14 protein-coding genes are annotated in these 15,544 nt (G+C 36.6%); 6 read left to right on the forward strand and 8 right to left on the reverse strand.

Features of this window, described 5'->3' with window-relative positions:
- Positions 1–266: 266 nt before the first annotated feature.
- The 8 genes from EXIGUO8A_RS18565 to EXIGUO8A_RS18600 form a co-directional block, all read right to left on the reverse strand.
- The gene (locus EXIGUO8A_RS18565) at positions 267–797 is read right to left on the reverse strand and encodes a hypothetical protein (protein ID WP_159304329.1); all 531 of its coding nucleotides are present in this window, start codon (positions 795–797) and stop codon (positions 267–269) included.
- 107 nt (positions 798–904) lie between these two features.
- The gene (locus EXIGUO8A_RS18570) at positions 905–1,090 is read right to left on the reverse strand and encodes a hypothetical protein (RefSeq protein WP_159304330.1); all 186 of its coding nucleotides are present in this window, start codon (positions 1,088–1,090) and stop codon (positions 905–907) included.
- Between the two features lie 31 nt (positions 1,091–1,121).
- Entirely contained in the window at positions 1,122–1,520 is a 399-nt protein-coding gene (locus EXIGUO8A_RS18575; protein ID WP_159304331.1) for a hypothetical protein, read from the reverse strand.
- Positions 1,521–1,602: 82 nt separating this feature from the next.
- The gene (locus EXIGUO8A_RS18580) at positions 1,603–2,526 is read right to left on the reverse strand and encodes a hypothetical protein (RefSeq protein ID WP_159304332.1); all 924 of its coding nucleotides are present in this window, start codon (positions 2,524–2,526) and stop codon (positions 1,603–1,605) included.
- A gap of 160 nt (positions 2,527–2,686) precedes the next feature.
- Positions 2,687–3,205 carry a RidA family protein gene (locus EXIGUO8A_RS18585; RefSeq protein WP_159304333.1) on the reverse strand — a complete coding sequence of 173 codons (519 nt, stop codon included), beginning with the start codon at positions 3,203–3,205 and terminating at the stop codon, positions 2,687–2,689.
- Positions 3,206–3,358: 153 nt separating this feature from the next.
- The gene (locus tag EXIGUO8A_RS18590; RefSeq protein WP_159304334.1) at positions 3,359–4,468 is read right to left on the reverse strand and encodes an alpha/beta fold hydrolase; all 1,110 of its coding nucleotides are present in this window, start codon (positions 4,466–4,468) and stop codon (positions 3,359–3,361) included.
- A gap of 235 nt (positions 4,469–4,703) precedes the next feature.
- Positions 4,704–5,165: a GNAT family N-acetyltransferase gene (locus EXIGUO8A_RS18595; protein ID WP_407658224.1), complete on the reverse strand. Its 462-nt coding sequence runs from the start codon at positions 5,163–5,165 to the stop codon at positions 4,704–4,706.
- A 76-nt stretch (positions 5,166–5,241) separates the two neighbouring features.
- On the reverse strand, positions 5,242–8,478 hold the full coding sequence (locus tag EXIGUO8A_RS18600; protein ID WP_159304335.1) for a S41 family peptidase: 3,237 nt from the start codon (positions 8,476–8,478) through the stop codon (positions 5,242–5,244).
- 155 nt (positions 8,479–8,633) lie between these two features.
- Here EXIGUO8A_RS18600 and EXIGUO8A_RS18605 point away from each other — a divergent pair, with 155 nt between their 5' ends.
- The 6 genes from EXIGUO8A_RS18605 to EXIGUO8A_RS18630 all read left to right on the forward strand — a co-directional run bounded on the left by EXIGUO8A_RS18605 (position 8,634) and on the right by EXIGUO8A_RS18630 (position 15,543).
- The gene (locus EXIGUO8A_RS18605) at positions 8,634–9,227 is read left to right on the forward strand and encodes a methyltransferase domain-containing protein (RefSeq protein WP_159304336.1); all 594 of its coding nucleotides are present in this window, start codon (positions 8,634–8,636) and stop codon (positions 9,225–9,227) included.
- A 314-nt stretch (positions 9,228–9,541) separates the two neighbouring features.
- A complete protein-coding gene (locus EXIGUO8A_RS18610) occupies positions 9,542–12,778 on the forward strand; it encodes a VPS10 domain-containing protein (protein ID WP_236564522.1) in 3,237 nt (1,078 codons plus the stop codon).
- 18 nt (positions 12,779–12,796) lie between these two features.
- Positions 12,797–13,522, forward strand: a complete 726-nt coding sequence (locus EXIGUO8A_RS18615; RefSeq protein WP_159304337.1) for a DUF2490 domain-containing protein — start codon at positions 12,797–12,799, stop codon at positions 13,520–13,522.
- A gap of 28 nt (positions 13,523–13,550) precedes the next feature.
- A complete protein-coding gene (locus tag EXIGUO8A_RS18620; RefSeq protein WP_159304338.1) occupies positions 13,551–14,189 on the forward strand; it encodes a YceI family protein in 639 nt (212 codons plus the stop codon).
- A 149-nt stretch (positions 14,190–14,338) separates the two neighbouring features.
- The gene (locus tag EXIGUO8A_RS18625) at positions 14,339–14,932 is read left to right on the forward strand and encodes a superoxide dismutase family protein (RefSeq protein ID WP_159304339.1); all 594 of its coding nucleotides are present in this window, start codon (positions 14,339–14,341) and stop codon (positions 14,930–14,932) included.
- A 74-nt stretch (positions 14,933–15,006) separates the two neighbouring features.
- Positions 15,007–15,543, forward strand: coding sequence for an RNA polymerase sigma factor (locus EXIGUO8A_RS18630; RefSeq protein ID WP_159304340.1), 537 nt, complete (start codon positions 15,007–15,009; stop codon positions 15,541–15,543).
- The last annotated feature ends 1 nt before the right edge of the window (position 15,544 follow it).

Genomic DNA, 15,544 nt, shown 5'->3' on the forward strand with positions numbered 1-15,544 from the left:
TATAGCAATTTAGATACCAACGTTTTAACCAAACATTAAATCCGTATTATTTAAATGTAAGAAAATAAACTAGTACAAATTCTAAAGACGTAAAGCATTACGTGCTTAACTCTATAAATTATAACCACTGACAGAATAGCCACTACAATTGCTTTAACCCAGTCGATTTCATCTTTTACAAAGGCATCATAAATAATAAAACCGGTTGTAAAACCTAATACGAATTTTAAATTTGAACCTTTAAGCTCTTCTTGAAGTAGGCATTCTTACCCAACGTTTTTCCCTTTTTTCATTAAGAATTTTGAAATTCTATTGTTATTGTTTAAAAATATAGCTCCAATAAAAATATTAAATCCACAAGTAAACCACCTGTTATAGTCGATAGATAAGTTCAAGATCATCCTTGAACTTTCGTCCATTTTGTTTGTCCAAACTTGCTTTTTAAACTCTAAAAAACAGTAGTTTAAAAAGGGAGCAATATTGTCAACGATCATTAAAAGTCCAATTATTATTATTCCAAATTTAAAAAGTCCAACCTCGTTTAGATTTTTCATATCGATTATATGGGAATCAAACCCTTTACTAAGTCTAAAGAGTTTAATTAATCTATCCGTTTTGAACAGAAAAAAGAAAACAATTAATCCCATAAGAACCAAGTGAATTATACTAATTATAAATTCGAAAAAATCAAATCCAAAATTAACCGTCATTCTTGGCTGTAATCGATATATAAGAGTTGTAAAACAATAAATTCCAAAGATTTTAATTATAACTCTGAAAAGGTCAGTTATGGTCATTCTATCAGTTTTTTAAGGTATTTAAGCTGCTATTTTTCGGACTAATTCTGACTTTAAATTTATAAAACTCATATTTGTTTAAGAACAGAGCTAAAATATTAGTCTACTTAGTTGGCTGAAACAGTTATATTTTTTATCCGCTCAATAACAAACATGATAACCACTGACAGAATAGCCACTACAATTGCTTTAACCCAGTCGATTTCATCTTTTGCAAAAGCATCATAAATTATAAAACCGGTAGCGAAACCTAATACGAATTTTAAATTTTGAAGGGTAAATAAGTTTTTCATTTTGTGGTTGTTTTGGTTTTAGTGTATTTACCTAGATGTTATGAATCCGTCCTTTTAGTTTTTTACGATTGAAAGAACTAACCCTAACTTGATCTTGTTTCTTTATAATTCCATAGGCTATTACTGGTATAATTAAAAATCCGCCAATAATTAAAATCACATAATGATTACGACTTTCTGAAAAAATTGGACTAACAAATAAAAACATAAGTGGCGTACCAATTAAGAAAATAATACCCGCACCAATTTTTGCTAAGTTTGATTGTTTTGCGTGTAATTTGTCAACATGAAATTCATTTATTTTCCCGCAATTTTTACAAGTCAATTTTATAATCTCCCCATCTTGCATTGCAAATTCTACTCGAGTATTTGCACTCGTTGCATATGCTATTTCATTACTACACTGAAGACATTTTCCGTAAACTTTCATCGATATTTAATGGTATTTTGTTAGGTATTATAACGGTCACCGTATTTAAAACGCAGCGACTGAATGTAAGTTATTTATATTGTCAGCTATCATATTTCCATTTCATAATTTCAGCTGCTTCCTTTCCAAAAGTGTCTAGTATGTGCTGATTCAATTCCGCATTGTCTAATTCGCCAATTATGTCTGGATTTGTGTCAATCAAAAAATCTCTAAACAACCTGAGGAAATCATCACCGAAGTTTGAGTGTAATTCCCTTGCTTTAAAGTAGAACTGAGTTTGATACCAGCCATAGTTCTGTCCTTGTTGCATTATTTGTAAATACTCCGTTTCAAATTGACCCAAAGTTTTGAACTTAAGCTCACCCCATTGATTTCCTCGAATCATGGTAGTTTGTAAAACGTCCATTTGATCAAGTACAGTTTGGGTGTCGAAACTACGGGCTGCACCAACTTGACATAGATTTCCGAAAAGCTCATTTAGCCACCTGCGTTGTGAGCTTTTACCTGTTCTGTAGAATTGATATAGGTGACCCAATTCGTGGAGTGACAGCGCATCTCTGTAAAAGTAGTCAAGGTCTATATTTTCACCAAAATGTTGTTTTAAGACCTCTTTAACTGGCGGAGGAGCTTGTTTAATTCCATTTTCAGCATTTCTTGCAATTACTGACTTTCCTAAACCTAAAACGATATTACCTTCATAGAATGCTTGAGGCATACCGGGAGGTGGAGAAAAGGCATATTTATTCCAGTTTTTGTTATCAATAAAAAGTACTGCGAAATTAAGATTTTCATCAAAAATTCTGTCGTAATATTTCTTTGTTAACTCAAGAACTTCTACTGTATTTTTAATATCTCCCGGATGTTCAACAGATGAGTAAACTTCAAATTTATTCGTAATGTCGTGCTTATAAAGCCCCTCATGCTTGGACCTATCGATCCAATCCGAGGGTTTTTGATTACATGAAAATAACAGAATAAAGAATACTAAAGTGATTACGTGTTTCATACATTCATGCTATGATAACTAACGGCTTGGTATAACCGTCAGTTACGGGTTAATATGCGTTAATTTTCTTTTTAGCAGAGACGCTAGCAATACCGAGTAAATTTGGACGCAGTGGAATCTGCTGTTATTGCGGTGATTCAATGATGTACGTTCATTCTTTTTATTTCGATTTATGTACTTCAAGTTCGATTTCAACCATAAACTCAGGCAATGCTAGTCCTTTTACTTCAAGCCAAGAGCCAGTTGGAAATCGGTTTTTATAAATTTCAGCTCGATATGCTGATTTTTCCAACATTAGTGCCATATCAGTTGTGAAAATGTCTTCTTTTACAACATCATTAAATGTGCAGTCAAAGTGTTTTAATATTTTTTCCAAATCAGCATAACAGTTTTTCATCTGTTGTTCAATATCGCCGATGGCAGTTGGATTTCCTTCATCATCCATACTTACAGCTCCAGAAATTTTAATACTATTCCCAATTTTTACGGCGTGTGAATATCCATATGCTTTTTCTACTTCTGGTCGCAATAGAAAATATTCAGGTTTTTCGGGTGCAATAATTACTTCTTTTTCCACTTCTTTAGTTTCTACCTTTTGTGTTTGTTCACAACTTTGAAATACAAAAGCGAATGCAAAAAGTATTGCGAGTAATGTCAATCGGTCACTTGGTTTTTTCATAATTCTGATAGTTTAGTGCCTACATTGGTCGGTTTTCGGCTTTCCCCTTTTTATTATCTCTTACGTTTTTCAGTATGAAGTACAACGGTCTCCATATTTTAATTAGAGCTTGTTAAAAGATGCTTTCGTTTCGGATTATACACGAGCGAATAATTATTTTTTCAGTATTTCATTAATATAAATTGAACGATATTTTTCTGGATATTCAACTTGTACTCCGTGTGTTCCATTTTCAAATAAGAACCATTTTTTAGAAGGTGCAATAATGGAATCAAAATACATCTTTGCTACAGACGTTTCGGTAAAATGGTCATTGTCTCCTTGTAATATATAAACGGGTACTTTAAATTCTGGGATATCACGCATTAAATTCATGTTGATTGCAGTAGGTTGTAAAATCTTGGCTGCAGGATAGTAAGATTCTGGACTATTGATCATATCCGTAAATTTTTCACTAAACGTTAATCCATTATCTAAAAACATACTTTTAATAAACTTAAAATCAGTTTCTAATTTTATCGGTGCATACTTCATAACAATTTGTCGTTCTATTTCAAAGGCTTCAGTTACTGAATTTTTTGAGTTTTCAATATAAGGTGGTTTTCCAATTTGTTTTAATAGATTAACTGAAATGGTATCATTGTGCTTTTGTGATTCCGATAGTGCAAATTCATAAGATAATTCTTCTGAAAGTGAAAGATTGGCCATTAGACCACTACCAATATAGGCGTGATATAATTCAGGCTTTTTTTGAACCATATAAGCAGCTACAGCAGTTCCCCACGATAAACCTTCAATGTAAATCTTATCCTTTTTAAAAGTCTTTTTTAAATGTTCTGATAGTTGCAAACCATCTTCCACTATTTGGTTTAAGGTAATGGAAGAATCAGGCATACTATCATTATAAGCTAATCCAGACCCTCTTTGATCCCAATAACAGACCGTAAATATATCTTCCAAATCAACCCCCGTGAGTTTGTAAATCACCGGTAAAATTGGTGCACCCGGTCCTCCGTGAACTATTAGTAGTACGGGATTACATTTGTCTTTTCCCCTAATTGTAATTCGTTGTGGCACTCCGTTTAGCGTCATGTCCTCGTGCATGGCAATACTATTCGGAAGCACATCACCCTTTTCGTCTAAAAAAGGTTCTTCTTCTCCAGAACTATTGATTCGGATGATTAGCAATACCACTAAAATAAATGCAATTAGTACTCCCAATAAAACCAAAAACCACTTTCCTATTTTCTTTATTATTTTCATATGTTCTCAATTAGTTTTACGGTTTTCTTATTGCTACCAACGGACTTGTGTATGGAACGTAGCGTGCAAAAAGACACTAACTTTTCGCATTAACACAGAGCCGAATTTTTATATTTTGTTTTTAATTTATCATTTTTTAAAAGCCAAATTAAAAATTTGGCGGTCTTTGTAAATAAGCACAAACCTTTCGGTTTAGCACTTATTAGCTATGTTTTATACACCGTGTTGGCAGTAGTTACTTTTTTAATTCCATATGTAACGTTGGATAAGGTTTTCCGGAAGAATCCAATTCAGAGCGTTTAATAGTTTCAAATCCGCAATGTTTGTAAAATCCGACTGCTTGTTCATTCTGTTCGTTTACATCAACTTTTGTTACATCTAAGTGGTCAATTGAATAATCTAATAGTGTTTTTCCGATTCTTTTCCCTCTATATTCAGGGTGAATAAATAACATCTCCAAGTTTTGGTCGGCTACTCCAAGAAAACCAACTATTTTTTTGTCATTATTCCTTATACATCTTAATTCGACTGCATCTAAATAAGTGTTTAAAATTTGTGGTTTAAAATATTCAATATCTTCCTCTTTTAGGAAGTGATGCGTTGCTCGAACTGAAGATTCCCAAAGTTCAACTACATTTTCATATTCTTTTTTCTCTATCTTATCTATTTTGTTCGTCATTTTTCTAATTACTGCCAACTATTGTATATGTACACTATTGCACATATTCTTAAATATATATGTACAATAGTAATCGTCTCTTATTTACTAAATTCTAAGGCTGCTCCACCTCTTTCATCAACACCTCAATAGATTTCTCCAATTGCTGATCAATACCGTTTGCGATGACATCAGGTTGGTTTTTCACAATGATTTCCGGGTCGGTTTCGTTATTTTCCATCCACTCGCCCGCCTTATTTTTAGCACTTACAGGTACAACACCCCATACGCCACCATTGGGCAAACGCTCCCAACCAGCAAAGCTACAGGTACCCGGTACGGGCATACCCACTGTTTTACCGATTTTTAAATCTACATAGCCACTTGCAAAACAAGAGCCATCGCTGTACATAGATTCATTGAACATCGCCAAGGTCGGCTTTGTCCAACGAGAGGTTGGTTCGCCACCTACAACCCTATCTTCGGTTTCATAAGACAAAAATGGTATACCTGTAAAGAACATTGCCAAATCTGCCACCAAGTCTCCACCGCCATTAAAGCGGGTATCAATGATGACCGCTTTTTTATCATTGAACTTACCCAGCATTTCTTCATAAATGGTACGGTAAGGTCCGTCTGCCATACCCGGTATATGCACATAACCCAAAGTGCCGTTACTTTTTGCCAATACTTCTTTTTCGTTGTTCTTTACCCAACGGTCATACAATAGGCGACCTTCTTCCCTAAGTGAAATTGGCTTTACGGTTAGTTGTTTTTTCTTTCCCTTTTCATCAACAATATCAAGCAATGTAAAATCACCTGCAATACGGTTTAAATAAAAGGCTGCATCTACTGTATTTTCAATAGTTACTCCGTTGATTTTTTGAATGATCATGCCCGGCTCAACATCAAAACCTGCTTTATCTAACGGTCCGCCTTTAATGACTTCGGTAATTCTTATGCCGTCGCCTTTATGATCGTAATCCATGAAAATGCCCAATGACGCCGTCTGGTCGCCATTTTCGATATTATCGGAGTAACGACCTCCGGCGTGACTCACATTCAGCTCGCCCAACATTTCTGAAATCATTTCTGAGAATTCATAGTCATTGCCAATATGTGGTAAGTATTTTTCATATTCGGTACGCATAGCATCCCAATCTATACCATGAAAGGTAGCCGTATAAAAAATACCATTGGTCTTTAGCCATATGTGATCGAACATATACCTGCGTTCTGCATCGGCATCTAATACCATTTCGGCATTTAGCTTAACAGGTTTGGTTTTACTACCGCCAATATCTATTTTAGAAATTTTACCGTCTGCCAATAGAAATAGGTTTTCTTGTGGAGCATCCCACTGCAGACTTGCAGATTTTGCACCTAAAGGAATCAGCATTTTTGTGCTCTTGGTACGTATTTCCGTTTCCCAAAGATTATAGTTTTTTTCAAACTTTGCCAAGTAATATAATTTTTCTCCATCCTTTGAAAGTACGGCATCAGATAGCTTAGAAGAGTGTATGGTTAAGCGGGCTTTTCTGCGATCTACATCTTCTAAATCGAAGGTGACAGATGTTACTTCTGGTTCTTCCTTCTTTTTATTCTTCTTCTTTTTATTGTCGGTACCATCTTCTTCCTTGTCCTCTTTTGAAGACTCTTCTATCATTTTTAAAAGATCAAATTCTTCTTTTGTTTTATTGAACTTGTCCCACGATTCTTGGGTCAAGAACATGGTATACACATCGGTTTCAAAAGAGCCACTGGTGGCATAACTTTTAAGTCCGTCACGATTCGTAAAATACATAATCTGGCTACCGTCATTTATCCATTTAGGATAAAACTCATAATAACCGCTTTGTGTCAAATTTTTACGTTGCTTACCTTCTTTAGAAATCAAAAGCAACTCGGTATTATTCAACGAAACACTCCAATCTATCAATAACCACTTACTATCTGGACTCCATTGATAATACTGGTCTCCGTCTCGCATATGTATAACTTCATCTGGTGTCAATAACGTAGTCACCTCTTTGGTCTTTAGGTTCTTGACCTTCAACGTTCGTCGATCTTCCATGTATGCCACATAAGTGCTATCAGGAGAAAATTCTGGCAGATAGATATCATTTTTCGAGGTCACCAATGTATCTTCTTTTATTAAGGTAGATGCAAAGAAATAAGGTTCTTCTGAACGTACTTTTGATGATTTAAAAATACTCCACTTGCCATTGCGTTCGCTTGAATAGGCAACCGATTTACCGTCGGGCATAAATTTTACAAAACGTTCTTGTTCTGGGGTGTTGGTAATACGTTTGGTCAAAGATCCGTCTACCGAGGTCACGAATACTTCTCCCCTACTAATAAATGCAATTTCCTTACCGTTAGGTGCTACATCCATTTCTTGAACACCACCATTAACCGATTTATATGATATAGGATTACTATCTTCTTGCGTTCTAACTATTATTTCTACCTTCTTAGCACCTTCACCTGCTTTTAGCGTATAAATTTCTCCATCATAACCAAATGCCAAAATACCATTACCCATACTCAAAGAACGCACAGGGTGTGTTGTAAAATTAGTAAGAGTCTTAATATTAGACGTATTGTCCACATCCATATAAAAAACATTAAAAGAACCTTCTTGTTCGCTTAAATAGTAAATGGCACTGCCATCTTTAGAAAATACCGGATTACGGTCTTCTCCACCGAATGTAGTTAGCTGCTTGTGCTTTCCTGTGGATGGATCATACAGCCAAATATCTCTGGTTATGGCAGATGTATGATGCTTTCTAAAAACGTCTTCGTAGCCTTTTCTATCATGATATACCATTTTTGTACCGTCAGCATTTACTTGCACATCTTCTGCCGGAACGGTCAGCACCTGACCAACTCTGCCTCCTGTTACAGGAACACCATACAATTCTGGCTGTGATCCCGTAGGGTATTGTCGATGCTCGGCAGCGTCTAACCTCATGGCACCAAACAATACTTCTTGATCATCTGCCGAAAAGCTAAATGGCTTTTCATCATTACTATGATAGGTCAACCTTGTTGATGGTCCGCCCTTGGCATCCATAATATACACATCAAAATTGCCATACCTGTTGGAAGAGAATGCTATTTTCTCACCATTCTTGCTCCAAACCGGAGAGTAATCATGTGCGGAGTGATAGGTTAACTGCTTTGCTACGCCACCGTTTGCAGGTACCGTAAATAAGTTTCCCTTATAAGTGAATGCAATGGTTTCGCCGTTGGGAGAAATAGCCGGGTAACGTGCCCACTTTGGTTGTGTCTGTGCTGAACATACATACGTAAGGCATACTGCCATTACCGATAAAAAAGAGTATTTCATATGTTTAAGTAGTTGGTATTTAGTAGATACGAAAGATAAGTATTTGATTTATCTACGGCAATGAATCTATGATCAATGGTATTCAATTCTACATAGATGGTAGAAATTGGCTAAAATTGGATTAAATTTACTGTACCAGCAAATACTATTTTACCTTGAAAGAAGAAGAGCTTTATTGGACAGAACGGTATAAGAATAATAATACAGGTTGGGATATTGGTTACCCGTCTACCCCAATTAAAGAATATGCCGATCAATTAACGGATAAATCAATTCAGATTTTAATACCGGGCGCCGGAAACGCTTACGAAGCCGAGTACCTTTGGAAAGCAGGATTTGTCAATACCCACATTCTTGATATCTCTATAATTCCGCTACAAGAATTTAAAAAAAGAAACCCCGATTTTCCGAAGGAGAACATGCATCAATCTGATTTTTTTGAATTCAGCGGACAGTTCGATTTAATTATAGAACAAACCTTTTTCTGCTCTTTTGTTCCGATTGATGAAAATAGAAGTGCCTATGCCAAGCACATGGCAAGTCTACTAAAACCAAAAGGAAAATTAGCCGGACTCTGGTTCAATTTCCCACTTACTAATGACATGGAAAAGCGCCCTTTTGGAGGAAGCAAAGAACTGTATACCAAATACTTATCACCATATTTTAAAACGATCACTTTTGATCCCTGTTATAATTCGATAGCACCAAGACAGGGGAAGGAGTTGTTTGGAATTTTTGAGGTTCGTTGATTGGTTGTTGGTTGTTCGTTGTTGGCTGTTCGTTGTCCGTTGTCCGTTCGAGCGCAGTCAAGAACTATTGGTGTTCTATATTGACAGATTGCTTCGTACCTCGCAATGACGTATTGTAAACTGCAAACTGAACACTGACACGGCTCACTGAAAACTGAAACTGAAATCAACGAAGAACGAGCAACGAAGAACGAGCAACGAAAAAGTGTTAAAGGATTACGGATTCTTCAAAACCAAACACTGTTAACATCCTTTTAAGAATACTTCCTTTTCTTTTCAGCTATTTTTAAGCACATAACTAACAAACCACTCAAATGACAAGAAGATTACTCTCCCTGTTGATGCTTTTCGCATCTGTTTTCGTTACTGCACAAGAATTTAAAATGGCCTTAGCTCAAGACCTAAAACCCCGTAACATCGGTCCTGGTGGTATGAGCGGTCGTGTAACTGCCATTGATGTCGTTAATAACAATCCAGATATTATGTATGTGGGTACCGCTTCTGGTGGATTGTGGAAATCTACATCAGGCGGGGTAAAATGGGAACCTATTTTTGATAAAGAAGTCACTGCTTCCATTGGTGCGGTTGCTATTCAACAAAGTAATCCGTCCGTTATTTGGGCCGGTACTGGAGAAGGTAATCCTCGTAATAGTCTTAATGGTGGCTACGGAGTTTACAAATCTCTTGATGGCGGTAAGACTTGGAAATCTATGGGTCTTGAAAAAACCAGACATATCCATAGAATAAAAATCGACCCAATGAATCCGAATACTGTGTATGTGGGTGCTATTGGATCTCCTTGGGGAGAACACCCAGAACGCGGAGTGTTTAAAACTACCGATGGTGGCGAGACTTGGGAAAAAGTGCTTTTCGTAAATAATAAAACGGGAGTGGCGGATCTTATTATGGATCCTACCAACCCAAATAAATTGATCGCTGCCATGTGGGAACACAAGCGTGAACCTTGGTTCTTTAATTCCGGTGGCTCAGGTAGCGGTCTATATATGACCCATGATGGCGGTAAGAATTGGAAAAAACTGACAGAAGAAGATGGTCTACCTGCAGGTGATTTAGGAAGAATTGGTGTAGCCATTGCTCCTGGAAAGCCCGATATTATTTATGCTTTAGTTGAAGCAAAAAAGAATGCGCTATACAAATCTGAAGATGGCGGATTCAAATGGAAAAAAGTAAATGATAAAAGCGATATTGGAAATAGACCTTTCTACTACTCTGAAATCTACGTAGATCCAGAAAATGAGAATAGAGTTTTCTCTGTATTTACATATGTGAACGTTTCGCAAGATGGCGGTAAAAACTTTACGCAATTGATGCCTGCTTACCGTGCCGATAATGGTGTACACCCTGATCACCACGCATTTTGGATTCACCCAGAAAACGGACAGTTTATGATGGACGGTAATGATGGCGGACTCAATATTTCTAAAGATGGCGGAAAAACATGGCGTTTTGTGGGTAATTTACCCGTTGCACAGTTTTATCATATTGCCGTAGATAACGAATTCCCTTATAATGTGTATGGCGGAATGCAAGATAATGGAAGCTGGAGAGGTCCTGCCTATGTTTGGAAAGCACAGGGAATTCGTAATAGCTATTGGCAAGAAATTAGTTTTGGTGATGGTTTTGATGTTGTTCCCGATCCTGTAGATTCTAGATATGGATATACCATGAGTCAGCAAGGTAACGTGCAACGTTTTGATCATGTAACAGGTGACAATTATATTGTACGCCCTACCCCACCGGATGCTACGACAGAACTACGTTTTAACTGGAACTCGGCAATTAGCCAAGATCCTTTTGATACCAGTACCGTGTACTTTGGGAGCCAGTTTGTACACAAGAGTACAGATAAGGCGTTAACTTGGAAGGTAATCTCTCCAGATTTAACAACCAATGATCCTGAAAAGCAAAAGCAAAGCGAAAGTGGTGGTTTATCTATGGATGCCACAGGCGCAGAAAATCATACAACTATATTGGTAATAGAACCTTCTAAAGTTGAAAAAGATATGCTTTGGGTAGGTACCGATGATGGCAGAGTTCATTACACTCAAAACGGTGGCGGAACATGGACAGAAGTAACCGCAAATATTAAAGGCTTACCAAAAGGAAGTTGGATTCCACAAATAAAAGCATCTACCCGCAATAAAGGGGAAGCACTTTTAATCGCTAACGATTATAGAAGATTTAATTACACTCCGTATGCATACCGCACTAAAGATTATGGTAAAAGCTGGACAAGAATTGTTGATGCCACAGATGTTGAGAGCTACACCTTATCTATTATTGAAGACCCTGAAAATCCTAATTTAATGTTTTTAGGTACCGATGATGGATTATATGTTTCTTTCAATGCCGGTGAGAAGTGGCAAAAATGGACCGAAGGTTTCCCAACGGTATCCACAAAAGATTTAGCCATTCACCCAAGGGAGCACGATTTGGTAATCGGCACATTTGGTAGGGCTGCATGGGTGTTAGATGATATTCGTCCGTTACGGGCTTTGGCATCAGATGCTTCTATTCTAAATAAGGAAATAGAATTATTTACACCGCCAACGGCATATCAGGCTTCATACCAACAGCCTACAGGTAGTCGTTTTGGGGCAGATGCCCTGTACCAAGGTGAGAATAGAAAATCTGGGGCTATGATTACCTACTATTTAAAAGAAGGTAAAAAAGCTACAAAAAAGGGTAAGCCTGCAAAAGGTAAAAAGAAAGACGCATCCGAAGAAAAAATAGAAGAAAAGAAGGATAGTATAGAACTAACGGGAGTTCAAAAGAAAGACTCCGTCCAGTTCGATTTTTATGATGGAGAACGATTGATACGCACTTTAAAATATAAGACTCCAGAAAAAGCAGGATTCCATAGAATTTATTGGGGAATGGACGAAAAAGGTGCCGATAGACCTTCTAGAAAAGTACAGACCAAAAAGAGAGAGTCTGGCGGGTTAGAAGTAAAACCTGGTACATACACGATAAAGATGCTTTATGGTGATTTGAAAGAAGAAACTACAATTATGGTGAAATCAGACCCACGCTTAGAAGTTTCTCAGGTAGCGATCAATGAAGCCTATGCCAATGGTAAAGTATTGGAATCTTACATGCAAACTGCAGCAGATGCCGTACAGCAATTGGCCAAGAGCAAAGAAACTGCTGAAAAATTTCAAAAGGATCTTAAAAAAGAAGGTGATAAAAAGTACAAGGAGCAGATAAAAGCTTCTAAAGATATCATTAAACAAATAGATTCAGTAACCGCTATTTATTTAGGAAAGGTAGATAAGCGACAAGGTATTACACGTAGTAAAGAAATGACGGTAATGCAGCGTATACAAGTTGCAAGACGCTACGTAGGATCAAGAAAAACGGGCATGACAGCTACAGAAAAACAACTGATGCAATTTGCCAAAGACGACCTAGACGCTGCACTACAAAAAACAAACGCTTTCTTCGCAAAAGAATGGGTAGATTATCAAAACAATATGAAAAGCTTAGATTTATCTCCCTTTAAAGAAACAGAAGTATTTAATTTAAATTAAAAATCAAGAAAACAAGGAATGAAGAAAGTTATTACTGCACTGGTATTACTAACATCAATTTTAAGTACAAATGCTCAAAGTGAATTAACGGGAGAAGATGATTTCGGCAGTTGGTTCATGTATTTTGGCACCAACAAAATAGCCGATAGATGGAGTATACATACCGAGGCGCAGTTTCGATACTATGAAATGGCATCTAATTTTAACCAAACTTTACTGCGTACGGGTTTAAACTATCATATAAATCCTGATGCGATCGCTACTCTGGGCTACGGCTTCATTGATACCGACCCCACTTTTACCGAGTTCGATGAAATTAGCAGTAATAACTTAGTGCGAAACAATTCCATATCCGAACATCGAATTTTTGAGCAATTCATTCTTAAAAACAAGGTGTGGGAATTTAAGTTTGAGCATCGCTATCGTTTAGAGCAACGCTTTGTTCAAAATAATTACACGGGTGAAACCAACACATTAAACAGAGCACGGTATAGAATACAAATGACCTTGCCCCTAACCGATATATTTTTCTTGAATTTTTATGACGAAATATTCATAAACCTACAAGACAGTGCTTTTGGTCAAAACCGTGCCTACGCCGCACTTGGAGTTAATGTTACCGAAGATTTGAGCATGCAGTTCGGGTACCTAAAAAATCACTTTACAGGGGCTAACTTCGACCGCCTGCAAATTGGGGTATTTTATAACACCGATCTACGAGGCATTTTTAAAAAGAAGAACTAAATTTATACCATAAACAAACTACATTATTATGAAAAAAATAGCATTGACTTTCGCTAGTGCGTTAATGATCGTTTTCGCAAGTTGTAAAGAGGCTAAAAAGGGTGAGGATTCTAAAAGTGTTGAAGCTACAGCCGAAGCAACTGAAATGTATAGCCTTGTTCAAGATTCTACCAAGGTAAGTTTTACCGCTTACAAGACTACCGAAAAGTTACCTGTTGGAGGCAAGTTTCAAGAAATTAACTTTTCTAACACCAATAGCGGTGCCACTCCATTAGAGGCTTTAAACGGTACGGAATTCAGTATACCTGTAAGCAGTTTATTTACCAACGACCCTACAGGAACCAGAGACCCTAAACTCCTAGAGTTTTTCTTTGGTGTATTAAAAGATACCGAGTTAATTTCGGGTGTAGTTAAAGTTGAAGGCGATAAAAGCTCTATGGATGTTACCTTAAACGGAGAAACTCAGAATATTCCTCTTTCCTATGAAATGGATGGTGATAGCAAAATTATCTTTAATGGTGTTATGGAATTAGAAAATTGGAATGCTTTAGATGCTGTTGCCTCTATCAATAAAGCTTGTGAAATTTTACACACAGGTAAAGATGGTGTTAGCAAAACTTGGAGTGAAGTTGCCGTAAAAGCAGAAGTGCTATTGGCAAAAAAATAATTTCAATTTAAATGTTAGAATATAAGAGGTGCGTTATCGCACCTCTTTTTTTATCACAATAGATTAAAAATAGTGCTCTATGCACATAACTACTTGATAATAGTTATTTTATTGGCTAATTTGTTCTTTCACACTAAAAAAGGAATAACATGAAAATATTAAGAGTTGAATTAGCACTATTGGCATTGTTAGCTGTCTTTAGTTGCAAAGAGGTAAAAAAAGAAGGTTCTGAAGCGAAAGAAGAAGTTGAAGAATTAATGGACGAGGCAGAAAATGAAATGGATGATGATGAAACCGTTGTTAGATTCATGCTAGAGCCTAAGAGTGGTAGTAATGTAAAAGGCGAAGTAATCTTTACCCAAGATGATGACGAGGTAGAAATGGTAGCCATGCTATCTGGTTTAAGTGAAGGCGAGCATGCCATTCATATTCACCAAACCGCCGATTGTTCTGCTGCTGATGGTTCTTCTGCAGGCGGACACTGGAACCCAACCAATGAACCTCATGGTAAATGGGGCGCAAGTGAAGGGTATCACAAAGGTGATATAGGTAATTTCAATGCTGATGCGGATGGTAATGCAAAAGTGGAATTTGAAACAGATGAATGGTGTATAGGCTGTGATGATGAAAATAAAAACATATTGGGCAAGGGGGTGATTGTACACCAAGGTGTTGATGATTATACTTCTCAACCTAGTGGTGCAGCCGGTGCACGCGTTAGTTGTGCAGGTATTATTCAATAGGGTTAATATTAATATTTATAAAAGCTGTTCTTCGAACAGCTTTTTTTATTTTTAACCGCTACAAAATATTTAATATGCAATTAGACCTTTTGGTTCATCAGTTCAAAAAGAAAGACACTATGGCTTTCGAAAAGCTATACGATATGTATAGCGAAAATATCTGCGGGGTTATCAACACCATAGTTAAAGATGACGCACTAGCCCAAGAAATTTGTCAAGATGTTTTTATAAAAATTTGGAATAACTGTGAAAGTTACAACGCTTCAAAGGGCAGATTCTTTACATGGATTTTGAACATTGCAAGAAATGCAGCTATCGATGAATTACGCAGTAGGTCGTATAAAAATAATAAAAAGAACCTTTCTGCTGATTACTTCGTAAATATTTTACAGCACAAGGAAGAAGAAGAAAATTCTACTGTAGATACCAAGGGGTTGAGAAAACTCGTTAAAAATTTAAAGCAAAAATGTGTTCAGATCATTGAACTGTTATACTTTAGAGGATATACACAAAAAGATGCTGCAGAAGAATTAGAAATTCCCCTAGGCACTGTAAAAACAAGAAATAGAAGTTGCATTTCCCAATTAAGGGAGAATATGGCCGTAAGATAGT

Source organism: Maribacter litoralis (assembly GCF_902506355.1).
Lineage (GTDB): Bacteria > Bacteroidota > Bacteroidia > Flavobacteriales > Flavobacteriaceae > Maribacter > Maribacter litoralis.